The following is a 24,276-nucleotide window of genomic DNA, read 5'->3' on the forward strand; positions in this document are numbered from 1 at the left end:
CACGACCATGACCACGCTTGCCAACACCACACAAAATCCGCTTGTCCGCGCGCTTCATAGGTCCGGCCTGCTCGCGGAAGATCTCGACTATCACGTCGTCCGGGCCGCGATGGTGATCATGTTCCTGTTCTTCGGTTACCAGAAGTGGTTTCCGTACGAGTTCGAACGGCTGGTCCCGTTCATCAGCAACGGGCCGCTGATCTGGTGGCTGTACCCAGCGTTCGGCCACGCCGGCGCCAGCTACTTCCTTGGCGCCTCTGAGTGGACGTTCGGTTCGCTGCTGCTCGCGGGCTTCTGGGACAAGCGGCTAGGCGTGCTCGGCGCCCTCGGCTCGACCGGAACCTTCATCGCGACGGTCACCATCATTCCGTTCATGCCCGATGGCTGGGACGTTGCCGCCGGTGGCTTCCCCGCGATGACCGGTAACGTGCCCTTCCTGATGAAGGACGTCGTCCTGCTCGCCGTCTCGCTCTACCTGCTGCGACAGGACGTGGTTCGTCTGATCAGGCAATAGCTGATCGCGATTGATCGCCGGTGGGCCTCGGGCGTGCCGGCGATCGCGCGTGGTATTGAGCAGACGCAGCATTTCTCTCGAACACAACGACATGGCAGTCACTATTGCTGCACGGTCCACCGGCCCATGCTCCTTAAGAGCCGAGCCATAACCCATTGCCGAACTTGCATAACGCGTTGAAAATCGGCTCCGCGCGATCGGCTGCGCTGTCGCCCGCTCGACGACGCACCGCCGCTTCCATGCACGAATGATCCGGTAGCTCTCCGGCCATGAACATAGTTCCGCCGCGCGGTCTGGGCTAAAAGGAGCGCCGGTGTTGTTCTGGGGTGAGTTGATGAAGAAGGACGACGTCACATGCCCGCGTTGCGGGGCTGGATTCCGACGCCTTGAGCTGGCATCCGGGTCAGGAAGCGAGGGCGAGTATCGCTGCCCGGTTTGCGAGACGACCCTCGAGCAGTTCGATGGCGACAAGCTTGTCGCTTACCGCCTGACCATCCAGCCCTCGATTCGCGGGTTGAAGACCTAGCGGCCCCGCTGGATGGAATGCCGCCGGAGCAAAATCTGGATCACGATCTCCGCTTCAGGACATAGCTGTCCATGATCCAGCCGTGCCGCTCACGTGCCTCTCGTCGCGCGGCGACGATGCGAGGGCCCACCTCTGCCAGTTCCCCCGCCATGATGATCTGATCAGGCATGCCGAGATAGGCGCCCCACCAGATTTGCAGCCCGGCAGGATCCAGCATCTGGAAGGCGGCGCCGCCGTCGAGCATCACGACCACGGTGTCGACGCCGGGCGGCCAGCCGCCATCGCGCAGCCGCCGGCCGGTCGTCACAAGAAACGGCTCGCCGATCTCATTGAGCGGCAGCGCATGCGCCGCGCACAGCGCCTGGATCGACGTGATGCCCGGGATCACCTCGATCGATGGCAACGGATCGAGCCGTCTCGCAATCCGCAGGCTCGAATCGTAAAGCGAGGGATCGCCCCAGATCAGCAGGGCGACGCGTCTCTCCCCGCCGAGATGGCGCGCGATTTCCTGCGACCACGTCGCGGCGATCGCATCGTGCCAATCGTCCACACCCTTGCGATAGTCCTCCTCACCGGCGTCACGCACCGGCAGGTCGAACTCGGCAATGCGTGTGCAGTCATTGCTCAACGCTTCTGCGCAGATGGTGCGACGCAACTCGGCGAGATCCGACTTCGCCGTCCCCTTGCGCGGGATCAGGATCAGGTCGGCGGCATTGATCGCGGCGGTCGCGGCGAAAGTGAGCTGCCGGGGATCACCACAACCGATGCCGATCAGGGACAGCGTCAACATGGCCGCATCACCCTCGCTCCGGCGCCAGCGCACCGAACAGAATAACGGCAGCCGCCGTGGCCGCGCCGGCATGCGTGAGCTGTTCGGCCAGCGCTGCGATCGTGGTGCGAAGCAGCCGCTCGTCGGTGTGCCCGAGCGATTCCGCCAGCAGTGCGGGCGTGTCGGGCGCGAGGCCGTGCGCGATCAGCCTTGCGGCCAATGCCGGGAAGGTCCGCCGCCCCATATAGACGACGGTGGTCGCTTCCGGATCGGCCAGCGCCGCCCAGTTCAGATCCGCGGGCAATTCGCCCGTCACGTCGGCACCCGTGACGAACTGGACCCGGCGCGAGGTCAGCCGACGCGTCAGCGGAATGCCGGCCTGCGCGGCGGCAACCGAGGCCGAGGTCACACCGGGAATGATTTCGTAGCCGATGCCGGCCGCGCGCAGCGCTTCGATCTCCTCCTCGAGCCGTCCAAAAATACCGGCGTCGCCGGATTTCAGCCGCACGACCCGCACGCCGGCGGTGGCATAATCGACCAGCAGCCGGCTGACATGGTGCTGCTTCGCCGACAGGCGGCCGGCGCGCTTGCCGACCGCGACGAGATTGGCGCCGGAGCGCGCGAGATCGAGGATCGCGCCCGAGGCAAGATCGTCATAGAGCACCACATCGGCCTCGCGTAGCCGAGCCGCTCCCTTCATGGTCAGGAGTTCGGGATCGCCGGGACCGGCCGAGACGAAGGAAACGAATCCGCTCACCGGTCCTCCGCAATCAGATGGAAGAATGTACCCGTCGCACAGCCGCGCCGCGATCCGGTCTCCGCAACGATCGTACCGGTCGCATCACGCACCACCGCGAGCGGCGTGTCGGGCTGCGCGATGATCGTCGAATAGTGAAACTCGTGGCCGCGCAGCCGTGCGCCTGGGCCGTGGCCGGGCATCGGTGCGGCAAGCTCGGCGAGCCGGTAGCCCAGATGCATGCGGCGCTTGGCATAGCTCGTCTCAAGGCCGAGCAGGCCCGCCATCTCGTGGCGCACGCCGTCGGCATCGGTCAGCGCGGCGCCCAGCACCATGTAGCCGCCGCATTCGCCGTGCACCGGCCGCGTCGCGGCGAAGGCGCGGAGCCGCCCGAAAAATCGCCTGTTGGTCGCAAGTCGGCCGGCATGCAGTTCGGGATAGCCGCCGGGCAGCCAGCAAACATCGGCGTCCGCGTCGGGGCCTTCGTCCGCAAGCGGCGAGAACGTCACGATCTCAGCGCCGGCCGCTCGCCAGGCTTCCAGCATGTGCGGATAGACGAACGAGAATGCGGTATCGCGCGCCAGCGCAATGCGCTGGCCGGGCGGCGTGATGTCCGGGCTGGGCACGGCGGATTGCGGCGACCAGACCTCGGCCGATTTCAGCACGGCGTCGAGATCGACATGCTCGGCGACGAAGCGTGCGGCTTCGTCAATCAGACCGTCGATTTGAGCTTGCTCTTCGGCCTGCACCAGGCCGAGATGACGCTTCGGCAAGGCGATCTCGGCGTGGCGCGGCAGCGATCCCAACACCGGGATGCCTGCGCCTGCCATGGCATTGCGCACCAGGGCTTCATGCCGCGCGCTCGCGACGCGATTGAGGACGACGCCGGCAAGCCGAACGCCGGCGCGAAAATCGCGCAATCCCGCCGCGACCGCCGCCGCGGTCTGCGCCTGACCAGAGGGATCGATCACCAGCAGCACCGGCCACCCCATCATCTCGGCGATGTCGGCGGTGGCGCCGGTTCCCGAGACGCCCCGCGCGGCGACGCCGTCGAACAGTCCCATCGAGCCTTCCGCCAGCACGAGATCGGCATCCGCGCCGCGGCCTGCCAAATGCGCGATGGCTTCGCGCGCCATCGCCCAGCTATCGATGTTGACCGACGCGCGTCCGGTGGCGACCGCGTGAAAGGCGGGATCGATGTAGTCAGGCCCGCTCTTGAGGCATTGTACCTTGAGACCACGATTGCGATAGGCGCGCGCCAACGCCAGGGTCAGCGTCGTCTTGCCGACACCGGATGCCGGCGCGGAGATGACGAGCGCCGCGGTCATTGCGATGATTCCGGCGACGATTCCGGAAAACGCGGCGTCGCCCCGACCGGACGGTAGCGGCGGTCGTAGTCAGCTGCATAGAGACGGCTCTCGGCGAATTCGTCCGCGCCGAGCGTCTTGCCGACCAGAATGAGCGCAGTGCGTTCGAGCTCGGAGCCGACTGCGGTATCGAGCGTCGCGAGCGTGGCGCGCACGATGCTCTGGTCCGGCCAGCTCGCGCGCCAGACGATCGCAACCGGGCAATCCGCGCCGTAGTGCGGCGTGAGCTCGGCCATGACCTTGTCGAGCAGATGGATCGAAAGATGGATCGCCAGCACCGCGCCGGTCGCGGCAAAGGCTGCGAGCGTCTCGCCATCCGGCATCGCGCTCGCTCGGCCCGGCGTGCGCGTCAGCACCACCGATTGCGCAAGGCCCGGCAGCGTCAGCTCGGCCTCCAGCGCCGCCGCAGCCGCCGAGAAGGCCGGCACCCCGGGCGTGACCGAATACGGAATCTGCAACGCGCGCAGCCGGCGCAGCTGCTCGCCCATCGCCGACCAGACCGAGAGATCGCCCGAATGCAGCCGCGCAACGTCCTTGCCCTCCGCATCCGCGGCAGCGATCTCGGCAATGATTTGGTCGAGCGACAGCGACGCGGTGTTGACGATGCGCGCATCCGGCGGACAATGCGCCAGAACACCCGGTGGCACCAGCGATCCGGCATAGAGACAAACCGGGCACGAGGCGATGAGATCGCGCCCGCGCAGGGTCAGCAAATCGGCAGCGCCAGGCCCTGCGCCGATGAAATGCACCGTCATTCGCCGTCTCCTTCCGCGATCGCCGCGATGGCCATCCGATCCTGTGACGCGGCCCTGACCGAGATCAGGCGCGCGCCGCGCCCTGCTGCAGCGATCGCCGCAGCCTCGGCGACCGAGCCCGTTCCGAATCTTGCCTTGATGAACTCGGATTGCGTTGCAGTCCTTATCTCAGCCAGGATCCCGGCCGGAATGCTCCGGACCGGCAGCCCCAATTCCCGCGCCAAGTCTCTCAATGCCGCCGCGTCGGCCTTGTCACTCACCGTCGCAATGGCCGCAAGGCCTTTGGGCCCGCCGGTCGCGTCGAGCGCGTCGCGCAAGGACGCGACACTGGCATTGCGCCTGAATCCGAGACCAGCGACCTTCATCGGAGCGCGCTCCATTGCACGATCGGCCGCGCGGCCTTCCAGGCGCGATAGCGGCCCAATGGCTCGGCCTGCGCGATCTCGAGGCGCATCAACTCGCCGCCATGACGCTGGTGCAGATCGCAGAGCAGCGCCTCTGTCTCCAAGGTCACCGCATGTGCGACCAGCCGCGTGCCCGGCGCGATCCGCGACCAGATCGCATCGAACATATCAGCGTCGAGGCCGCCGCCGATGAACACCGCATCGGGCGCCGCGAGGTCCGATAAAGCGCCGGGCGCCTCGCCCTCGATGACGGTGATCCGATGCGTCAAGCCGAAGCTCGCCGCATTGCTGCGGATGTTGGCGGCGCGTTCGGTGCGGGCTTCGACGGCGATCGCCGTCCCTCCACACAGCGCCCATTCGATCGAGATCGAGCCCGAGCCCGCGCCGACATCCCACAGCCGCTCACCGGGCCGCGGCGCAAGCGCCGACAGCGCAAGCGCGCGGACCGGCCGCTTTGTCAGTTGCCCGTCATGCACAAAGAGCGCATCGGCAAGACCTGAGCTGCGTGCGATTCCCTGCGCTCCCCGAGCCTCCAGCGCGATCGCGACCAGGCTCTCGCCTGAATCACCCGCATACGAGTCGGCGCGATGCTGCGTGATGCATTCACGCGGTCCGCCAAGCGCCGCAAGCGTCCATATTGCCGACGCCCCCCAACCACGCTCCGTCAGCCAGCGCGCAAGGTCGGAAGCTGCCTTGCCGTCACGCAGCAGGCAGATGATCCGCGCATCGCGCACGAGATGCGGCAACAGCCGCTCGAACGGCGCGGCATGAAGACCGAGACAGACAGCATTCTCGATACGCCAGCCCAAACGAGCCGCCGCCAGTGAGAACGTCGACGGCGCGGAGTGCGCGACCCACTCACCGGCCTGCAGCTTCTCGACAAGGCTTCCGCCGACGCCATGCCAGAACGGATCGCCCGACGCGAGCACCGCCGTCGGACGGCCGCGACAGCTCAGCACGATGTTCGCATCGAACGGCACCGGCCAGGCACGGCCGCGGTCGGTGATGCCGACGAGCGCGAGGTGCCGTTGGGCGCCGAAAACTGTGTCGGCTTCGGACAGCGCCTTTCGGCTTGCATCGGAGAGGCCGGCAAGGCCATCTTCGCCGATGCCGATGATGGTCAACCAGGGATTATCCATGATGCGCGCCCTGATCCTGGGCGGAACGGCCGATGCCAATCTGCTCGCCGCTGCGATCGCACGCGCGGGGATCGATGCGGTCTATTCCTATGGCGGCCGCACCCGTGCGCCGGCTGACCAGCCATTGCCAGTCCGCAGCGGTGGTTTCGGCGGCGTCAGCGGTCTTGCCGACTATCTGCAACGCGAAGCCATCACGCATGTGGTCGATGCGACGCATCCCTTCGCGGCCGAGATGAGCCGCAACGCCATCGCGGCGTGCGCGCAGACCGCAACGCCGCTGCTCACGCTCGAACGCGCGCCCTGGGACAAGACCTCCGGTGATCGCTGGATCGAGGTCGCGGACGTCGTATCCGCAGCCGCGGCCTTGCCGGACAGCCGCGCCAGCGTGTTCCTCGCGATCGGCCGCCAGCACGTCGCGCCGTTCGGCGCCCGGCCGCAGCATGCCTATACGTTGCGGTTCGTCGACCCGCCCGAGCAAGCGCTTCCATTGCCCGATGCCGACGTGATCGTCTCGCGCGGCCCCTTCACGCTCGAGGGTGAGCTCGCGATGATGCGCACGCGTCGCATCGAGTGGATCGTCGCCCGCAACTCCGGCGGAACCGGCGCGCGCGCCAAGATCGACGCCGCCCGCGTGCTCGGCCTTCCCGTCATCATGATCACGCGGCCACTGTTGCCCGAGAGGCCGCGGGTGGAAAGCGTGAGCGAGGCGATGCAATGGCTCGGTCATCGGACCTGCCTCGGCGCATAGACCCAGCGGCCGACCCGCCGTGTCGCCGAATTGCCGACGATCACGAGCGTCCGCATGTCGGCCATGTCTGGCCTTGCGTCGCGCAGTTCGACCGTCTCGATCCGCTGCTCGGGCGTGCTGACGGAGCGCGCGAACACCACGATCCGCTCGTCACAGCCGGCCTCGCGCAAGATCTCGAGCGCGCGCCCAAAACCTTCCGGCCGGCTGGCCGAGCGCGGATTGTACATCGCGATCGCGAAATCCGCTTCGGCCGCAAGCCGCAGGCGTTTCTCGATCAGCGGCCAGGGCTTGAGATTGTCGGAGAGATTAATCGCGCAGAAATCATGACCGAGCGGCGCGCCGGCGCTTGCCGCCGCCGCCAGCATCGCCGTCACGCCGGGCAGAACGCGAATCGGCAGGTCGTGCCATTGCGGCGCGTCCTCCAGCGCTTCGAACACGGCCGATGCCATCGCAAACACGCCGGGATCGCCCGAGGAAACCACGACGACGTGGCCTCCTTCCGACGCGAGCCGCAGCGCGTCAGCGGCGCGCTGCGACTCCACGCGATTGTCCGAGGGATGCAGCGTGAGCCCGGCGCGCGGCGGCACGCGCGTCACATAGGGCGCATAGCCGACGATGTCGGTCGCGGCCGCGAGCGCAGCAGCGACCTCCGGCGTGATCAGCGCCTCGGCGCCCGGTCCGAGCCCCGCGATGGTCAGCGTGCCGGTCATTGCGCGGCCTCCCTTCGCCGTCCCTGCCCGTGCACCAGCACGATCGCAAAATACGGACAATCGGCCTCGCCGACATCTGCAAGCCGTGCGACGCGCTGATCCGGCATGGTGCCGCGTTCGACCAGCCACGCATCATCGAGGCGCCCCGCGGACGCCAGCGCGCGGCGAATCTTCGGAAGATTGCGACCGGTCTTCATGACGACCAGCGCGTCGGAGCTGCGCATCCGCTCGGCGAGCTCCGCCTCCGGCAGCGTCCCCATCAGAACGGTCGTCACATCGTCGGCCAGCGCAATCGGCTGACCCACCGAATTCCAGCAGCCGACCATGCCGGGAATGCCGGCGATCACCTCGATCTCGACACGCCCCTGCAGCCGTGCATGCAGATGCATAAATGAACCATAGAAATAGGGATCGCCCTCGCAGAGCACGACGATGTCGACCGCGCGCGCAAATCGCGCCAGGCGCTCGGCCCATTCGTCATAGAAGTCGGCAAGCAGCCGCGCATAGTCCGGACTGTCGAACGCGATTTCCGTGGTGACCGGATATTCCATCGGATATTCGCTGACGTCTGCGGCGAGCAAGCCTTCGACAATGCGGCGAGCCTGCCCCGGCTGGCCCTTTTTGCGAAAATAGGCGACGTGCTTCGCGGCACGCACAACGCGGTCGGCGCGCACACTCATCAGCTCCGGATCGCCTGGGCCGAGGCCGCAGCAGATGATACGTCCCATCGCTATTCGCTCCGGCTCGCCAGCGCATTGACGGCGGCAACCGTGATCGCCGAACCACCGAGCCGTCCCTCCACCGTCAGCGCCGGCGCGGGGGGCTCAGCCATCAATGCCGCCTTGGATTCCGCCGCGCCGACAAAGCCGACCGGACAGCCGATGATCGCCGCCGGCCGTGGGCAATCCGGATCCTCCAGCATGTTGAGCAGATGGAACAGCGCCGTCGGCGCATTGCCGATCGCGACGATGGCACCGGCCAGATGCGGCCGCCACAGCTCGAGCGCTGCCGCGGAGCGCGTGTTGCGTATCGATTGCGCAAGCGCAGGTACCTTGACATCGCCGAGCGTGCAGATCACGGCATTGCCGGCCGGCAGCCGCGCGCGCGTGATTCCCTCCGACACCATGCGCGCGTCGCAGAGGATTGGCGCGCCCTCCTGCAAGGCGGCTCGCGCGCGCGCAGCCATGCCTGATGTGAAGCGCACATGCGCTTCCAAGCCTACCATACCGGCGGCATGGATCATGCGCACGACCACCGGCTCTTCGTCTGGCGTGAAGCGGGCAAGATCGGCCTCGGAGCGGATGGTGGCAAAGGACTGGCGATAGATCGCTGCGCCGTCGGTCTCGTAGACGTGCGGCATCAGCGGCCTCCCGTCAGCACGGAGGGATTTGCGACGAGGTACGGACTGCTCAACCCTCGGATGACCGGCGCATCCCGCGTCGTGCCGCGGCGGATCAGATCAAAGCCGTTGTCTGTCGCAACGAGGGTAACATCCGCAGCACCGGAATGGGCACAGCCCTTGGCGCAGCCGGAGACGTGAAGCCGCGCATCAGGTGGGATATGCCGCGCGAGCGCCGACGCCAGCATACGCGTATCCGCATGCGCATCGCCGCAGCGCGGTGCGCCGCTGCAGGCGACCACACGAAGCCTCGGATCGCCGGCATCAGTCACGAGGTCCGCCCCACCGGGCATCTCGCGCATCCCCTCCACCAGCATCATCCGCCACGGCGTCATGCGGAGAGCCCGCGCGCAGCCGGCGAGATCGTTGAGCGTCTGGTGCGGCATTTGCCCGAAGGCGACGCCAACCATCGCGCCCATTGGATAGATGCCCGGCACGGGACTCGACGATTGGCCGACTGGTTCGGCATCACCGCGAAGCGACTGCGGCAGGCTCGCGCCGCCGGCGAGATGAGCCGCCATCCGTCGCCGCTCACCCCTGGTTCCGCCGGAGGTGACAAACCATTCGGCCAGCGCCAACGCGACCTGAACGGCCTCGCTCCGCATGACCGAAAGCCCGCGCTGCGCGCCATCGGCCCGCACCAGCAGTCCCCGGCCGCGATCGCGCTCGATCCTGATATCGGCGGACGCATCCGCCAGCATCCGCGCATTGCCATCATCGATTGCGAAGCCGAACTTGGTTGGAAGATCAAACGAGGCACCGGCAAGCCCCTGCTCAAGCTCGGTCGCAAGCGAGCGCGTCTCGTCGGCGACAGTCCAGAACGGCGTCACCAGAATGTTTCGCTGCGCCTCGGTATTCGAGTCCGTGTCCAGCAACCCGAGTTCAGCGAGCCCATCGACCAGGGGCGGATAAGCTTCATCGCTGACGCCGCGAATCTGGAGATTGGCGCGGCTGGTCAGGTCGATCAGGCCGTTGCCGTATCGCGCCGCCAGCCTGGCGATTCCCGCTGCCTGCGCCGCGTCCAGCCGTCCGCCGCGCGGGCGAATGCGCACCACGAGGCCATCGCCTGACTGCATCGGCCGCAGCGCGCCTGGACACCAGCCCTTGACCGCAACCGCGCTCATGAGGCCTCCTGCAGCGCAGCCGCGATCGAATTGCGCCGCGTCTGCCAGAGCGAGGCTTCATGCAATCTCGCGAAGCAGGTTTCGATCGCAGCCAGCGCCGCCGGGTTCTCGCGCGCCATGAAGCCGCGAACCTCGTCATTGCCGAGCGTCGCATCGTAGTAGAGATCGAACAGATGCGGCGGCACCGCGCCGGCAAGATGGGCGAACGCCGCCATGTGCTCCAACGTCGCTGTGATTTCGGCGGCACCACGGAAGCCATGGCGCATCATGCCCGCGATCCAGGCAGGGTTGGCCGCGCGCACTCGCACCACCCGTGAGATTTCCTCGGTCAACGCCCGGGCATGCGGCTGATCCGGCCGCGTCGCATCGAGGTGATAGAGCGATGGGGCTTTCGTGCCAAGGCGCCTCGCCGCCGCCGCGATGCCCGCCTCGTGCGCGGCGTAGTCGGCCGCCAGCAGCAGATCGGTCTCCGGCAGATCCTGGGTGTGAACAAAACTGTCCGCAGCCGCGAGCCGCGCCTCGATGCCGGCGCGATCGGGCCGCATCTCGCCGTCGGATGCGAGAGCCCACGACGATGCCGACAACCAGGCTTCGCCGGCCGCCTCGCGCGCCTCCGGTGTGAAGACGTCGGGGACCGACGAAATGCCAACGCCATAATGTCCGGGGCGAGGACCGAACACGCGCGCGATGCGCTGCCGGTAAGGATTCTCGTCCGCCTCGTCGCTGCGTTCGGACAACGCCTCCGCCGCGGCTTCGAATAACTGGGCCAGCCCTGAGAAGACGTCGCGGAACAGCCCCGACACGCGCAGCGTGACGTCGATGCGCGGCCGGCCGAGCTCTGCCGGCGCGATGATGTCGTAGCCCGACACCCGCCCCGAGCCGTGATCCCAGCGCGGCGCGATGCCCGCGAGATGCAGGGCCATCGCAAAGTCCTCGCCGGCGGTGCGCATCGTCGAGGAGCCCCAGAGGTCGACCACGAGTCCCTTCGGCCAGTCGCCGTGATCCTGCAAATGACGGCGCAGCAGCTCTTCAGCAAGCTTCACGCCTTGCGCATGCGCCGACGGCGTCGGCACCGCGCGCGGATTGACCGCAAACAGATTGCGCCCGGTCGGGAGCACGTCGCTGCGCCCGCGATAGGGCGAGCCCGACGGCCCCGGCGCAACACGCCGGCCGGCGAGCGCACCAAGCAACGCCTCCTTCTCCGCCTCACCGCAAGCTCCCTGCCCGAACACATGCAGGCCGTCGCCGAACTGGCTTTCCTTGAGGTCGCAGACGAAACGATCGATCTGCGGAATGGCCTCGGCCGCGGAGACCGACGCGGCGAGACCGAGATCGTCCTCCAGCCCGGCGATGCGCGCTTCGTCGCGGATCGCGGCGATCAGGCGCTGCCGGCGCGCCGGATCGAGACCATCGGCGGTCGAATACTCATCGAGCAAGCGCTCAAGATTGCGCAAGCCTTTGGGGACCGCGGCCTGTGCCAGTGGCGGCGGCAGATGACCGATCGTCACGGCACCGATCCGGCGCTTGGCCTGCGCCGCCTCGCCGGGATCGTTGACGATGAAGGGATAGACAACAGGCAGATCGCCGATCAGCGCCTCCGGCCAGCATGCGGGCGACAGCGCAACCGACTTGCCGGGCAGCCATTCCAGCGTTCCGTGCGCGCCGATGTGGACGACGGCATCGATGGCCTGCCGCCTGAGCCACAGATAGAACGCGACATAGGCATGGCGCGGCGTGCGCGCCAGATCGTGATAGTCGGCGTCGCGCTGTCCCACCTCACCGCGCTCCGGCTGAACGGCGATGACCGATTTGCCGCAGCAGATCGCCGCGAAATGAAATGCGCCGTCACGGCAATCGGGATCATCTTCCGGCGCGCCCCATGCGCGGCTGAGATCGCCCTGCAGCAGCTCGGGAAGGCCGGAAAGCGCCGCACGATAGTCGGCGACGTTCCACGTCAAATTCCTGCGCAAAAGAATGTCGCCCAGTGACTCCACCGGCTCAAGGTCAAATCCCGCGCCCGCAAGATCAGCCAGCATCGCCCCGACCGAGGCAAGCGCATCGAGGCCGACGGCATGCGCGATCTGATGCGGGCGGCCGGGATAGTTCGAGAGCACCAGCGCGAGCCGCTTCTCCTGTGCCGGCTTGCTGGCAAGCCGATGCCAGGCGGCCACGCGTGCGGCAACTGCAGCGACGCGCTCGGCATCCGGTCGATGCGCAAGATGCGCGAATTGCAGCTCAAGATCGCGCTCACCAGGCGATTTGAAGCTCACGACCCCTGTGAACAGGCGGCCGTCGACCTCCGGCAGCACCACATGCATCGCGAGATCGCCGGGCGAGAGCCCGCGGAGCGACAAGGCCCAATCCTCGCGCCGCGCGGTCGACAGCGCGACCTGGAACACCGGGCATGATGCAGCGTCGAACGGCGTCGTGCCGTCGTCACCGGCCGCGGAAAACGCGGTCGCATTGACGATCGCCGCTGGAGCGCATTGCGCAAACTGAGCGCGCAGCCAATCGGCCACGCCCGCCGCCTTCAGCGAGGTGACGAACACACCGTGGGCATCAAAGCCCCTCTCACGCAATGCATCGATCAATGCATCGACCGGCGCCGTATCGCCTGCCGCGAGGTAGGAACGATAGAACGTCACCAGCACGCGCGGCCGGCCGTCCGGTGCCGGCAACGCCGTGATGGCACCGCGCCGGGAATCGTAGACGCCGATCCCGGGAAGATCGATCTCGCCGACCACCGGCCCGGCATAGAGTCCGGACGCCAGCGCCAGTTGCGCGATCACGGCCTGCGCGGCAACCGGGCCGCCCTTGTCGCACAGCACCTTCAGACGGCGCAGCGTCGAGACCGGCAAGGTCGAGAATTCATCGAGCCGCAGATCGTCGCGGCCATCCGCCGGCAGCACCACCAGGGCAATGCCGCGCTCCTTCGCCAGCCGATGCACCGCGGCCAGCCCGTATGACCAATAGGGCTCGCCGCCGATCAGCCGCACCAGAATGCCGCGGGCGTGCGAGAGCGTCCGCTCGATATAGGTATCGACCGACAGCGGATGGCGCAGCTCCGCGAGATTGGCGAGCCGCAGCGACGGCAGCGCAGCACGGCCGCGCCGCCAGCCGGCCGCGAAGGCAGCAAGATCGCTGTCGGAAAACGACAACACCACGAGATCGGCCGGATCCTGGCCGAGGTCCCTTGGCGTCGCGGTCTCCTCAAGGCCGCGGCTCTCGCGGAAGACGACGTGCATCAGACACCAAGCCGTGCCCTGATCGCGGCTTCATCGATGTCGGCATGTTCGCCGATCACGACGAGCTTCGACTGCCGCGCCCGGGCGCCCCAGGGCATGTCGAACTGATGCCGCACCCGCTCGCCGACCGATTGCACCAACAGCCGCATCGGCTTGCCTTCGACCGCGATGTAGCCCTTGGCGCGCAGCACGTTCTGCTCGCGCGCCAGCCCCTTGATCGAGGCGACCAGCGCGTCGACATCCGAAACTTCCGGAAGATCGATCACGACGGAATTGAAATCGTCGTGCTCGTGTTCCTCCTCGCCATCGTGATGCGACGGCCGCGCCGCGAGATCGCTTTCCGCCGCCGCCCCGAGCCCGAGGATCACGCGCGCGTCGATCGTGCCGTCGACGACGGGCAACATCGGCACCTCGCGCGGCATCTCGGCCGCGATCACCTCTTTCGCTGCCTTGATCCCCTCCGCCCCCGCGAGGTCCGCCTTGGTCAGCAGCACGATATCGGCACATGCGATCTGGTCCTCGAACACTTCCGACAGCGGCGTCTCGTGGTCGAGATTGTCGTCCGCCGCACGCTGCGCATCCACCGCGGCCGGATCAGGCGCAAAACGGCCGGCGGCGACGGCCTCGGCGTCGGCGAGCGCGATCACGCCGTCGACCGTGATCCGCGAACGGATCTCCGGCCAGTCGAACGCTTTCAGCAGCGGCTTCGGCAGCGCGAGCCCGGAAGTTTCGATCACGATGTGATCGGGCTTCACGTTCCGCGCCAGCAACTGCTCCATCGCCGGGATGAAATCGTCGGCGACGGTGCAGCAGATACAGCCATTGGCGAGTTCGACGATGTTCTCGGCCGGACAATTGGCGTCGGCGCACGACTTCAGGATGTCGCCGTCGACGCCTTCGCTGCCGAATTCGTTGACCAGCACCGCGAGCTTCTTGCCGTTGGCATTGCGGATCAGATGCTGGATCAGTGTCGTCTTGCCGGAGCCGAGAAAGCCGGTCACGACGGTGACCGGAATTTTGGCGAGTGTGGTCATTCTGCGGCCTCCGGCACGACGGGAAGAGGTGGAATGCGGGCGAGCGATTGCTTGCGGAAGATTTCCGGACGGCTGCGCCACGGCACGATGCCGTCGGGCGCCGCCGCATAGGCGGAGGCACCGGCGATCACATCCGCGGCATTATCAGCGGACAGTCGGCCGTAGACATAGGACCAGCGCCCCGGCGCGCTGAGCGCGACCGAGCAACCCTGGCTGCAGGCCGACAGGCATGCGACGGGAACCAGATTGACGTCATCAGGCACGCCGGCCTCGACAAGCGCGGCATGCAGGCGTGCACCGGGCGCGAGCTCACCTTCCGCCGGCGTCTGGCCGGCGCGGCAGGTGATGCAGACATGAAGTGTAACGCTCATCGCCCTTCCTGGATTGACAGCGGGAAGCGATGAGGCACACGAACCGATTTTGGACAGGTTCGTTCCCCGTCGCGGAACACCCCGTCCGCCGGTTTCACAACATGCTGCGTTGGCAGGTCTCCCGGCTTGCGGAGCAGGTTTTACCCTTCGATGCCCACCTTCCCGACTCCGTATGGAATCAGTGGCTTGGGCATCTCTCCGGTCACGGTCGCGGGGGCGGCTGCGCTTCGGGCCCGATTTAGCGGAGCCCTATCGCATTCCCTCTTCGCCTGTCGTAGGACAGGAACCAACGCAGGACCACCATTCGTCCAAGCCTCGCACTTGTCAAGCCGAAGGAATGTGATGACTTCTGATGGAAAGGACGCTGAAGACGGCGCCCTCGGCACCGATCTTTCGCCGGATGCGCGCCACGCGGACAAGATGGCGAAAAAGAAGGCCGCCCGCGACCGCATCATGGCGACCAAGAGCGGTGAAAAGGGCCTGATCATCGTTCATACCGGCGCCGGCAAAGGAAAATCGTCCTCCGCGTTCGGCATGATCGTGCGCTGTGTGGCGCACGGCTTTCCCTGCGCCGTGGTGCAGTTCATCAAGGGCGCCTGGGATACCGGCGAGCGCCGCCTGCTCACCGGGCATTTCGGCGATCTCTGTCAATTTCACGCCATGGGCGAAGGCTTTACCTGGGAGACGCAGGATCGCGCCCGCGACATCGCGGCAGCGCAAGCCGGCTGGGAAAAGGCCAAGCAGCTGATCGCAGACCCGAGCCTGCGCATGGTCGTGCTCGACGAGATCAACATCGCGCTACGCTACGACTACCTCGCGATCGCCGATGTCGTCGACTTCCTGACCACGTCGAAGCCGCCGATGACCCATGTCGTGCTCACCGGGCGCAACGCCAAGGAGGAGCTAATCGAGATTGCCGATCTCGTCACCGAGATGACGCTGGTAAAGCATCCGTTCCGCTCCGGCATCAAGGCCCAGCCGGGCGTCGAGTTCTGACGGGCGTCACGATGGCGCGCGCATTGATGATCCAGGGAGCCGGCTCGGACGTGGGCAAATCGCTCATCGTCGCCGGCCTCGCCCGCGCCGCGAGACGGCGCGGCCTGCGCGTGCTGCCGTTCAAGCCGCAGAACATGTCGAACAACGCCGCCGTGACCGTCGATGGCGGCGAGATCGGCCGCGCACAGGCGTTGCAGGCGCTCGCCGCCGGCGTCGAGCCGCACACCGACATGAACCCGGTGCTGCTGAAGCCCGAGACCGATGTCGGCGCCCAGGTCATCGTGCACGGCAAACGGATCGCCACCGCACGCGCGCGCGAATATGCCGGCATGAAACCATCGCTGATGGGCGCGGTGCTGGAGAGTTTTGCGCGCCTGAAGCAGCGCGCCGATCTGGTGCTGGTCGAGGGCGCCGGCAGTCCCGCCGAGGTTAACTTACGCAAGTCCGATATCGCCAATATGGGTTTTGCGCGCAAAGCCGACGTGCCTGTGGTGCTGGTCGGCGACATCGACCGCGGCGGCGTGATCGCGCAGCTCGTCGGCATCAAGACGGTGATCGACCCTGACGATGCGGCGATGATCCAGGGCTTCGTCATCAACAAATTCCGCGGCGATCCGTCGCTGTTCGATGACGGCTATCGCTTGATCGAAGAGCGCACCACCTGGCGCGGATTTGGCGTGCTGCCCTGGTTCGTCCGCGCCGGCGAGCTTCCGGCCGAAGATGCGCTCGGGCTCGGCGAGGCGCGCAAGCCCGGCCAGTGCAAGATCGCGTTCCTTGCGCTGTCGCGGATTGCCAATTTCGACGACCTCGATCCGCTGAAGCTCGAGCCCGGCGTCGATCTCGTGATGGTACGTCCGGGCGAAGCCATCCCGGGTGATGCGAAGCTCGTCATCCTGCCCGGCTCGAAATCGACCCGCGGCGATCTCGCCTTCCTGCGCGCGCAAGGCTGGGACATCGACCTCCTCGCGCATCATCGCCGCGGCGGCCATGTCCTCGGCCTGTGCGGCGGATACCAGATGCTTGGACACAGCGTCGCCGACCCCGATGGGATCGAAGGTCCTGCCGGCGAAACGCGCGGGCTCGGGCTGCTCGATGTCGCGACCACCATGACCGAACAGAAGACGCTGACGCGCTCCAGCGCGGTGCATGCCGCGACCAGCCAACCGATCAGCGCCTATGAAATCCATATCGGGCGCACCGACGGGCCGGATCGCGCGCGGCCCTTTGCATCACTCGACGGTACGGCTGAGGGCGCGGTCTCCGCAGACGGGCGCGTTCACGGCAGCTATCTGCACGGCCTGTTCGCCTCGGACGAATTTCGCAAGGCGTTCCTTGCACAGCTCGACATCCCCGCGGCGGATCAGACTTACGGCGCCAGGGTCGAGAGCGCGCTCGACGCGCTCGCCGGGCACATCGAGACCCATCTCGATGTCGAAGGCCTGCTCGCGCTGGCGCGTTAAAGCGAGATGATTCCTTCTCACCTCGCCCCGCGTGCGGGGAGAGGTCGGAACGCATCGCTAGATGCGTTCCGGGTGAGGGGGAGTCTCCGCAACCGCAGCTGTCGCCGAATATGCGGATGCGGCCCCTCACCCCAGCCCTCTCCCCGTAAGAACGGGGAGAGGGAGCGCAGCGCCGTCGCAATCAGCGCGACAACACGGCGGAAAGGCGCGACCACTCGGCCTCACTGCCCGGCAAGCCGAGGCGCAGCCATCCCGGTTTCTGCTGGAAGACCCGCGGCCAGATCTGCGCACGCGCAAGTTTCTCCTGCGCAGCCAATGCTTCGCCGGTCTCGTAGAGCCGGAACAGCAACGTGCCGCCGACCAGCGTCCAGCCCTGCGATCGCGCTACTGCATCGAGCCTGACGCAGTCGTCCGCGAGCCGCGCAGCCGTCGCCGTTGCCCAGTCGTGATCGAGCAACGCGCGCCGCCCGATCGCGATTGCTGCTCCCGAAACCGGCCAAGGGCCCGCCATCGCGGCAAGCGCGGCGATGTCCGCCTCGCTGCCGATCGCGAAGCCGAGCCGCAAGCCGGCAAGTCCGTAAAACTTTCCGAAGGAGCGCAGGATCAGGAGCCCCGCGCGTCCTGCTTCCGGTGCAAGGGACAGGTCAGGAACGGCGTCCGCAAAACTCTCGTCGATGACGAGCCGGCCAACGCGCGGCAGCAGTGCCAGCAACTCGCGCCGATCATGGCGTCGTCCATCAGGATTGTTCGGATTGACGACGACGGCGATGTCCGCTCCCGCCAGCGCGGCGAGATCGGACACCTCGGCGACGTCCCAGCCGGCGGCCGACAACACCGCGGCATATTCATTGTAGGTCGGCGCCAGAATCCGCGCCCGCCCCTTGAGCGCCAGATGCGGCAGCAACTGAATCGCGGCCTGCGCACCACCCATCGCCACGATCGGCGCCTTGGTGACATAGGCCTGCCGCGCAGCGTCGTGCAGCGATTCAAGATCGGATCGCGACGGCAACGCGCTCCATTGCCTCGGCTCGACATCGACCAAGGGATACGGCACCCGATTGATCCCGGTCGACAGGTCGATCCAGTCGTCCGCGGCGCCGCCGAAGCGCTGCCGGGCGACATCAAGGTTCCCGCCGTGCTCACGCATGCGCCGCTCCTTCACGCCAGCGCCAGGACCAGCAGCGCCCCGGCCAACAGAATCATGGCGTAACGATAGAGTTTCAGCCCGGTGAGGACGTCAGCGGCAGCCGGATCGCGCGCGCCCTCGTTCAGCCAGGGCTCATCGGCGATGTGCCCGTGATAGATGCGAGGACCGCTGAGCCGCACGCCGAGCGCGCCGGCCATCGCAGCTTCCGGCCAGCCGGCATTCGGCGAGCGATGCCGGCGCGCATCGCGCAACATGCATGACCACGCCTGCGAACGGTTCGGCGCGAGCAGCACGAACAGAACACCTGTCAACCGCGCCGGAATGAGATTGGCGAGATCGTCGATCCGGGCGGCTGCCCAGCCAAAGGCTTCGTGCCGCTCGGTGCGATGACCGATCATGGAGTCCAGCGTGTTGATCGCCTTGTAGCCAAGGATTCCCGGCAGGCCGAACAGCGCGCCCCAGAACACCGGCGCCACGATGCCGTCGGATGCATTCTCGGCGAGGCTCTCGATGGTGGCGCGCGCGATGCCGACGTCGTCGAGCGTTGCCGGATCTCGCCCGACAATCTGCGCGACCGCCCAACGTGCGGCCGCGATGTCGCCGGATACCAAGGGACTTGCCACCGCGGCGACATGGTCATGCAGCGAGCGCACGGCAACCAGCGGCCATGCCAGGACACCGACAAGGACAACGCGCACCCATCCGGATGCGAGCACGGACTGAATGGCCCAGCCTAGCGCAATTACCAGCGCGATCACGAGGATCGCAGCCGCAATACCAGCGCCGCGACGAAACGCCGGCGGGTCGGAGGCGCGGTTCCAGGCGCTGTCGACAAGATGGATCAACCGGCCGAGCCAGGTCACGGGATGGCCGATGCGGCCAAACAGCCACGCCGGCCAGCCGATCAGGGCATCCACCGCCATCGCCACCGCCATCGCTCCCGCAAAACCCACGATAACCCTCTCCGCGCCGCGGTCCCCCTGATGCGCAAGACATCGGCCGAGCGCAAGCCCTCCGTGACGGATTTCGGCTTTGTCTTTCTCCGCGATTGGTGGTTAGAGCGTTTGTGAACGACGTGCGTACCGGTCGCACAGGAGATGATATGGCCGTCATTCTGATCACGGGGGGAGCGCGGTCCGGCAAAAGCCGGCGCGCCGAACTTCGTGCGCGCAGCTTTCCGGGACAGCCGGTCTATATCGCGACCGCCGAGGCGCTCGATGCGGAAATGGATGAGCGGATCGCCAAACATCGCGCGCGGCGCGGCAGCGACTGGATCGAGCGCGAGGTGCCGCTCGATCTGGTTGAAGTGCTGTCCGGGACCGATGGCGCTGGTGCAAGGCTGGTCGATTGCCTGACGCTCTGGCTATCCAATCTGCTGCATGCCGGGCGCGACTGGTCGCAGGAAGTGACGCGGCTGGCGGATGCGCTGTCGCGCCAGCACGGCCCGGTCGTGCTGGTCACCAACGAGGTCGGCCTCGGCATCGTGCCAGACAATGCATTGGCGCGGACGTTCCGCGACGCCGCAGGAATCATGAACCAGACTATCGCCGGCATCGCAGACGAGGTCGAGTTCGTCGTTGCGGGCCTGCCGATGAAGCTTAAATGAAATCCGAGATCGATCCTGCCAAAGGCCCCGCAATGGTCTCATTCGACGATACGTTTCGCCGGCAGCTGCACGATCTGTTCGTGTGGCGGCGCGACGTGCGGCGGTTCCGAACCGATCCGCTGCCGGATGGCACGATCGAGCGGCTGATCGAGATCGCCTGCCTGTCGCCTTCGGTCGGCCTGAGCCAGCCCTGGCGGTTCGTCATTGTCGACGACGAGACACGACGCCGCGCTGTCATCGACGACTTCAAGGCCTGCAACGCCGATGCGCTGCGGTCCTATTCGGGCGAGCGCGCCACAAAATATGCCGCGTTGAAATTATCGGGCCTCGAGGAGGCGCCGGGACATCTCGCCGTGTTTGCCGAGAAGACCGACCGGATCGGCGCCGGTCTCGGCCGCGCGACGATGCCGGAGACGTCGGAATATTCCGTGGTGGCCGCGATCTGCTCGATGTGGCTTGCCGCGCGCGCCGAAGGCATCGGCATCGGCTGGGTATCGATCCTCAATCCAGAACGCATTCATGGCGTTCTGGAAATCCCGGACTCCTGGAAATTTATCGGCTATCTCTGCATCGGTTACCCCCAGACCGAGTGCGACCGCCCGGAGCTCGAACAGGCCAAATGGGAATCGCGGCGAGGTCCGGATGAATTCACCATCCGACGCTGACCGCCCCCCTGCTGGCGACGGCACCTTGAGCTGTGACGCGCACTGGCGCGCCGACATCGCCTCGCTGGTCTTTCCCGTGCCGGAGCACCGCGCTATCTGCGCGGTGCATCGGGGCGCCTTTCGCACGCTGCTTGGCACCGATCCGACGGTGGACGCATGCCTCGCCCATTTCAGGCGGTTTGAACCAGCCTTCAAGGCAGCCGCACGCGCCAAGATCGAGCGCAAGCGCATTCCCCCTGGAACAAATTTGCATCTTACCAGTCGCGACATCACCCGAAAGCTGCTAGAAGCCGATCAAATCGAATGTGGAGAACGACCATGAGCCAGTCCCAGACCGCGCAAGCCCAGGTTACTCAAGCTCAGGTCACGCATCTTCCGATCGCTACCCGACAGGTCGGACGGCTTGCGCAGTCGTTGATAGCCATGACGCTCGGCCTGTTCATCGTCGGCGTGGTCGGCTTCTCGCACATCGACGTGATCCACAACGCCGCGCATGACGTGCGCCATTCCAACGCCTTCCCCTGCCACTGATCTTTTTGGCATGAGCACGTTTCGCTCGATCGTCTTCTCGTCGGTCATTGCCGGGTTCATCGTCGGCCTGGTCGTCACGGCGGTCCAGCAGTTCGGCACCGTTCCCCTGATCCTCAGGGCCGAGGTCTACGAGAAGGCGGCCACGCACAAGCACGACGCCGCCGCGCCACCGCAGGCGATCCTCGTGCATGATCATGCGGATCATGATCATGGCGCGGAGGCCTGGGAGCCGCGCGACGGTTTGGAACGCAACGTCTATACCGCGGGGGCAAACATCCTGACCGCGATCGGTTTTGCGCTTCTGCTCTGCGGCTTCCTCGCGGTTCGCAGCGGCGCGACCGGCGAGCAGATCTCGTGGCATGAAGGCCTGCTGTGGGGCCTCGCCGGTTTCGCCGTCTTCACCATCGCTCCGGGCCTCGGACTGCCGCCTGAATTGCCGGGGGTCCCCACCGCTCCATTGCTCTCGCGCCAGATCTGGTGGGTGACGGCGGTGCTGGCGACCGCAGCCGGCCTCGGGCTGATCGTGTTCCGGCGCTCGATGCCGGCCGCCATTGCCGGCGTGGTCCTGATCATGCTGCCGCATCTGATCGGCGCGCCCGAGCTGGAGCACGTCGAGACCAACGTGCCTTCGTCGCTGTCGCACCAGTTCATGGTCGCCGTCACGCTGACCAGTCTGGTGTTCTGGTCCCTGCTGGGCAGCCTGACGAGCGCCGCATTCGCCTATTTCGACCAGCCGAACTCATCCGCTCGCGGGTGACAGCCGCTGCCTGAAAAACGCCAGGATCTCATCGCGGGCCACGATGGTCGGCTGGCCGGCCTCGTCGATCAGATGCACAGTCACGACGCTGTGCGGTGTCGTGACGAAATTCCGGAAGAACGGCGGCACATCGCGGTTCGCCGCGCTGTCGGGAAGCACTCGCCCGATGAAGCGGTCGCCGAGCGCCTCGCGATAGGCCGCAAAGCGCTGCGCCATGCAGAACTTGTCGCCCTCAAAGCGATAGGCCAGCACGGTCAGGTCTTCGCGCTCCAACCGCTCGCGCACCGCCCTGACCTCTTCCGGCGCGATCTCGATGCCCGCCGGATCGTTCAATGGCAATGACGGCTGCGAAAGCACCGGCGCCAGCATCGACGGCTCCAGCATCATGGTGAGCGCGAAATTGCCGGTAAAGCACATCCCGATGGCCCCGACACCGGGACCGCCGCATTCGTCATGGGCAAATCGCGCCAGCGCGCGCAGCCATTGCGTCACGGGACTGGACTGGTTTGCGGCCATCGCGCGAAACTCGGCGCTGACGCAGGCGCGCTGAAACACCGCGGCGCCCTCCTCTGCGCTCGCAATAGCGCCGTCACGGCCGAACAGCGATGGCATATAGACGGTGAATCCGGCATCGCGAACCCAGCGGGCGAAGCGCGCCACATGCGGGCTGATACCCGGCATCTCCGCCATCACGATCACCGCAGGACCGCCGCCGCCAACATGGACGGTCTTGCCGGCACCATCGAGGGTGATCTGGCGGCGCTCGAAATCCTCGAGCGGATCGTCCTGGGTCATCGGCCGGTTCGGCATCGGCGATCCTCCTGATCGAGATCGGCAGCGTCTCGGCGTCAGAGTTGCGATTTTCCGGCCCGGCAGCTAGTGTCAAACATGACATTGATCGCGGATTTTATGACATGACCAGGATTGCGGTTGTCGAGATCGACGGCTGCCTCGCGTCAGCGGCCGCCATCACCCACGACGTGCTGGCCACCGCCAACCGGATCAGTACGACGAAGCGCACACGCTTCGAGGTGACGACGCTGCGTTATGGGCCGAGGCGGCGCGCCGCCCGATTGCGCGGCGCCGACCTCGTCATCGTTCCCGGGCTCGGCTCGGCATCGGCCGGTGAGCTGGAGCGGAAGCTGGCGACACCGGCATGTCGGCACGCCCGTGACATGCTGGTCACGGCGTTCGCGAGCGGCGCGATGCTCGCCGCGTCCTGCGCCAGCAGCTTCCTGCTCGCGGAGACCGGCCTGCTGGACGGCAAGCGAGCGACCACGACATGGTGGTTCGCGCCGCTGTTTCGGCAACGCTATCCGAATGTCGAGCTGATGACGGAGCGGATGGTGGTCGCCGACTGGCCGATCGCAACCGCCGGCGCGGCGATGGCGCAAATGGACCTGATGCTTGCGGTGATCACGCGTCTCGGCAGCCCGGCGCTGGCCAAGGGCTGCGCCAATTACCTGCTGCTTGGCGAGCGGCATTCGCAGGCGCCGTTCATGGCGATCAATTATCTTGCCGGCCAGGACCCCAAGGTCGCCAGGGCCGAGAAATGGGTGCGCAGTAACATCGCGCGCGACTTCACGATCGGGGACGTTGCCGCTGCCGTCGCGCTGACGCCGCGGACATTTGCCAGACGGCTCGAGGCGATCTGCGGCGTGTCGCCCATTCAATTCGTGCAACGCATCAGGATCGAGACGGCTCGGTCGTTGCTCGAGACCACGCGCCTGTCGGTCGAAGAGATCGCGGGCAAGGTTGGATATGCCGAGCCCTCGACCCTCCGCCGGCTGATCCGGCGCGAAACACGGCATTCGCCGCGGCATTTCCGTTCAGGCGGTTGATCCGCAACGACGCCACATCCGCGATGAAATCATCACGCCGAGAGCCACGCGAAGGCGCGGCGCAAGAATGCCGGCGCATCCTTTTCGACTGGCGTGCCATGTGCTTCCACTCGGCGAGGAACAAATGATGCAGCGAGTTGGGCGCCACGATGTGCCTGACCTGGCCGAGTGCGTCGACGCCGGCCTGCATTTGCTCGGTCAACCGGAACGGCGACCAGATGAAAAGGGCACCGTCCGCCAGCCTGACGATGGCCATCCGGGTCGGATAGTGAAACCCGGCGACCGCAAGGTTCGGTCCCCCGGCAATCCAGATGTCGTGGCCGAACTGCTGCAATACCGCCATTCGCGATGAACCTTGACCGTCGGGCTCCGCATCCAACCCCGCACGCTGCCGCCGGCGTTGCGGGTTCATTTACCATGCCCGGCGTGACA

At 66.7% G+C, this 24,276-nt stretch carries 27 protein-coding genes and 1 riboswitch; of the genes, 11 read left to right on the plus strand and 16 right to left on the minus strand.

The features are described 5' to 3' along the window. Positions 1-7: 7 nt before the first annotated feature. Positions 8-514 carry a YkgB family protein gene (locus J2R80_RS35450; protein ID WP_057015903.1) on the plus strand — a complete coding sequence of 169 codons (507 nt, stop codon included), beginning with the start codon at positions 8-10 and terminating at the stop codon, positions 512-514. A 566-nt stretch (positions 515-1,080) separates the two neighbouring features. On the opposite strand, the gene cobF is transcribed toward J2R80_RS35450, so the two are convergent. The 6 genes from cobF to cbiE are packed head-to-tail and all read right to left on the minus strand — an operon-like array spanning position 1,081 to position 6,210. After that, positions 1,081-1,830 carry a precorrin-6A synthase (deacetylating) gene (cobF, locus tag J2R80_RS35455; protein ID WP_253640228.1) on the minus strand — a complete coding sequence of 250 codons (750 nt, stop codon included), beginning with the start codon at positions 1,828-1,830 and terminating at the stop codon, positions 1,081-1,083. A gap of 7 nt (positions 1,831-1,837) precedes the next feature. Next, entirely contained in the window at positions 1,838-2,566 is a 729-nt protein-coding gene (cobA, locus tag J2R80_RS35460) for a uroporphyrinogen-III C-methyltransferase (protein ID WP_253640229.1), read from the minus strand. Next, positions 2,563-3,873, minus strand: a complete 1,311-nt coding sequence (locus J2R80_RS35465; protein WP_253640230.1) for a cobyrinate a,c-diamide synthase — start codon at positions 3,871-3,873, stop codon at positions 2,563-2,565. The genes cobA and J2R80_RS35465 overlap by 4 nt, the downstream gene beginning before the upstream one ends. Beyond that, positions 3,870-4,667: a precorrin-4 C(11)-methyltransferase gene (cobM, locus tag J2R80_RS35470; protein WP_253640231.1), complete on the minus strand. Its 798-nt coding sequence runs from the start codon at positions 4,665-4,667 to the stop codon at positions 3,870-3,872. The genes J2R80_RS35465 and cobM overlap by 4 nt, the downstream gene beginning before the upstream one ends. Beyond that, entirely contained in the window at positions 4,664-5,032 is a 369-nt protein-coding gene (locus J2R80_RS35475) for a cobalamin biosynthesis protein (RefSeq protein ID WP_309143785.1), read from the minus strand. Before J2R80_RS35475 ends, cobM begins: the two co-directional genes overlap by 4 nt. Continuing rightward, positions 5,029-6,210, minus strand: coding sequence for a precorrin-6y C5,15-methyltransferase (decarboxylating) subunit CbiE (gene cbiE / locus J2R80_RS35480; RefSeq protein WP_253640233.1), 1,182 nt, complete (start codon positions 6,208-6,210; stop codon positions 5,029-5,031). Before cbiE ends, J2R80_RS35475 begins: the two co-directional genes overlap by 4 nt. On the opposite strand from cbiE, the gene J2R80_RS35485 reads away from it, so the two are divergent. Further along, on the plus strand, positions 6,209-6,958 hold the full coding sequence (locus J2R80_RS35485; RefSeq protein WP_141339892.1) for a cobalt-precorrin-6A reductase: 750 nt from the start codon (positions 6,209-6,211) through the stop codon (positions 6,956-6,958). The two genes, cbiE and J2R80_RS35485, sit on opposite strands and share 2 nt — an antisense overlap. Here J2R80_RS35485 and cobJ read toward each other — a convergent pair. The 7 genes from cobJ to J2R80_RS35520 are packed head-to-tail and all read right to left on the minus strand — an operon-like array spanning position 6,934 to position 14,841. After that, a complete protein-coding gene (gene cobJ / locus J2R80_RS35490) occupies positions 6,934-7,668 on the minus strand; it encodes a precorrin-3B C(17)-methyltransferase (protein WP_076833496.1) in 735 nt (244 codons plus the stop codon). The two genes, J2R80_RS35485 and cobJ, sit on opposite strands and share 25 nt — an antisense overlap. Then, a complete protein-coding gene (locus J2R80_RS35495) occupies positions 7,665-8,396 on the minus strand; it encodes a precorrin-2 C(20)-methyltransferase (protein ID WP_141339891.1) in 732 nt (243 codons plus the stop codon). Before J2R80_RS35495 ends, cobJ begins: the two co-directional genes overlap by 4 nt. Before the next feature lie 2 nt (positions 8,397-8,398). Continuing rightward, positions 8,399-9,028 carry a precorrin-8X methylmutase gene (locus J2R80_RS35500; protein WP_141339890.1) on the minus strand — a complete coding sequence of 210 codons (630 nt, stop codon included), beginning with the start codon at positions 9,026-9,028 and terminating at the stop codon, positions 8,399-8,401. Continuing rightward, entirely contained in the window at positions 9,028-10,191 is a 1,164-nt protein-coding gene (gene cobG, locus J2R80_RS35505) for a precorrin-3B synthase (protein WP_141339889.1), read from the minus strand. The genes J2R80_RS35500 and cobG overlap by 1 nt, the downstream gene beginning before the upstream one ends. Continuing rightward, positions 10,188-13,436: a cobaltochelatase subunit CobN gene (cobN, locus tag J2R80_RS35510; protein WP_253640234.1), complete on the minus strand. Its 3,249-nt coding sequence runs from the start codon at positions 13,434-13,436 to the stop codon at positions 10,188-10,190. The genes cobG and cobN overlap by 4 nt, the downstream gene beginning before the upstream one ends. Beyond that, positions 13,436-14,470 (minus strand): cobalamin biosynthesis protein CobW, encoded by a 1,035-nt coding sequence (gene cobW / locus J2R80_RS35515; RefSeq protein WP_057015891.1) that lies wholly within the window; start codon positions 14,468-14,470, stop codon positions 13,436-13,438. Before cobW ends, cobN begins: the two co-directional genes overlap by 1 nt. Further along, positions 14,467-14,841: a DUF1636 domain-containing protein gene (locus tag J2R80_RS35520; protein ID WP_028331460.1), complete on the minus strand. Its 375-nt coding sequence runs from the start codon at positions 14,839-14,841 to the stop codon at positions 14,467-14,469. The genes cobW and J2R80_RS35520 overlap by 4 nt, the downstream gene beginning before the upstream one ends. 93 nt (positions 14,842-14,934) lie before the next feature. After that, a riboswitch (cobalamin riboswitch) is annotated at positions 14,935-15,147 on the minus strand. A 36-nt stretch (positions 15,148-15,183) separates the two neighbouring features. Here J2R80_RS35520 and cobO point away from each other — a divergent pair. Beyond that, positions 15,184-15,837, plus strand: coding sequence for a cob(I)yrinic acid a,c-diamide adenosyltransferase (cobO, locus tag J2R80_RS35525; protein ID WP_141339887.1), 654 nt, complete (start codon positions 15,184-15,186; stop codon positions 15,835-15,837). A gap of 11 nt (positions 15,838-15,848) precedes the next feature. Continuing rightward, complete coding sequence (locus J2R80_RS35530) at positions 15,849-17,297, plus strand: cobyric acid synthase (protein ID WP_141339886.1); 1,449 nt, start codon at positions 15,849-15,851, stop codon at positions 17,295-17,297. 181 nt (positions 17,298-17,478) lie between these two features. Here the strand turns inward: J2R80_RS35530 and cobD are convergent, their stop codons facing one another. Together cobD and cbiB are read right to left on the minus strand one after the other, a co-directional pair. Next, positions 17,479-18,444: a threonine-phosphate decarboxylase CobD gene (cobD, locus tag J2R80_RS35535; RefSeq protein ID WP_253640235.1), complete on the minus strand. Its 966-nt coding sequence runs from the start codon at positions 18,442-18,444 to the stop codon at positions 17,479-17,481. Between the two features lie 11 nt (positions 18,445-18,455). Further along, entirely contained in the window at positions 18,456-19,397 is a 942-nt protein-coding gene (gene cbiB, locus J2R80_RS35540) for an adenosylcobinamide-phosphate synthase CbiB (protein ID WP_246786621.1), read from the minus strand. Between the two features lie 149 nt (positions 19,398-19,546). On the opposite strand from cbiB, the gene cobU reads away from it, so the two are divergent. Genes cobU through J2R80_RS35565 form a run of 5 tightly spaced genes read left to right on the plus strand, consistent with a single transcriptional unit; the run spans position 19,547 to position 22,003 of the window. Further along, positions 19,547-20,050: a bifunctional adenosylcobinamide kinase/adenosylcobinamide-phosphate guanylyltransferase gene (cobU, locus tag J2R80_RS35545; RefSeq protein ID WP_057015887.1), complete on the plus strand. Its 504-nt coding sequence runs from the start codon at positions 19,547-19,549 to the stop codon at positions 20,048-20,050. A 32-nt stretch (positions 20,051-20,082) separates the two neighbouring features. Next, positions 20,083-20,715, plus strand: a complete 633-nt coding sequence (bluB, locus tag J2R80_RS35550) for a 5,6-dimethylbenzimidazole synthase (RefSeq protein ID WP_141339936.1) — start codon at positions 20,083-20,085, stop codon at positions 20,713-20,715. Continuing rightward, positions 20,693-21,037: a hypothetical protein gene (locus J2R80_RS35555; protein WP_246786619.1), complete on the plus strand. Its 345-nt coding sequence runs from the start codon at positions 20,693-20,695 to the stop codon at positions 21,035-21,037. Before bluB ends, J2R80_RS35555 begins: the two co-directional genes overlap by 23 nt. Beyond that, positions 21,034-21,246: a CbtB domain-containing protein gene (locus J2R80_RS35560; RefSeq protein ID WP_141339884.1), complete on the plus strand. Its 213-nt coding sequence runs from the start codon at positions 21,034-21,036 to the stop codon at positions 21,244-21,246. The genes J2R80_RS35555 and J2R80_RS35560 overlap by 4 nt, the downstream gene beginning before the upstream one ends. 10 nt (positions 21,247-21,256) lie before the next feature. Continuing rightward, entirely contained in the window at positions 21,257-22,003 is a 747-nt protein-coding gene (locus J2R80_RS35565; protein WP_141339883.1) for a CbtA family protein, read from the plus strand. On the opposite strand, the gene J2R80_RS35570 is transcribed toward J2R80_RS35565, so the two are convergent. Then, entirely contained in the window at positions 21,986-22,813 is an 828-nt protein-coding gene (locus tag J2R80_RS35570) for a dienelactone hydrolase family protein (protein WP_057015883.1), read from the minus strand. The two genes, J2R80_RS35565 and J2R80_RS35570, sit on opposite strands and share 18 nt — an antisense overlap. A gap of 104 nt (positions 22,814-22,917) precedes the next feature. Here J2R80_RS35570 and J2R80_RS35575 point away from each other — a divergent pair, with 104 nt between their 5' ends. Next, positions 22,918-23,844, plus strand: coding sequence for a GlxA family transcriptional regulator (locus tag J2R80_RS35575; protein WP_141339882.1), 927 nt, complete (start codon positions 22,918-22,920; stop codon positions 23,842-23,844). A gap of 124 nt (positions 23,845-23,968) precedes the next feature. Continuing rightward, positions 23,969-24,196 carry a hypothetical protein gene (locus tag J2R80_RS43555; protein ID WP_141339881.1) on the plus strand — a complete coding sequence of 76 codons (228 nt, stop codon included), beginning with the start codon at positions 23,969-23,971 and terminating at the stop codon, positions 24,194-24,196. The last annotated feature ends 80 nt before the right edge of the window (positions 24,197-24,276 follow it).

The sequence above is a fragment of the Bradyrhizobium sp. USDA 4541 genome (genome assembly GCF_024171085.1).
In the GTDB taxonomy this organism is placed as follows: domain Bacteria; phylum Pseudomonadota; class Alphaproteobacteria; order Rhizobiales; family Xanthobacteraceae; genus Bradyrhizobium; species Bradyrhizobium australafricanum.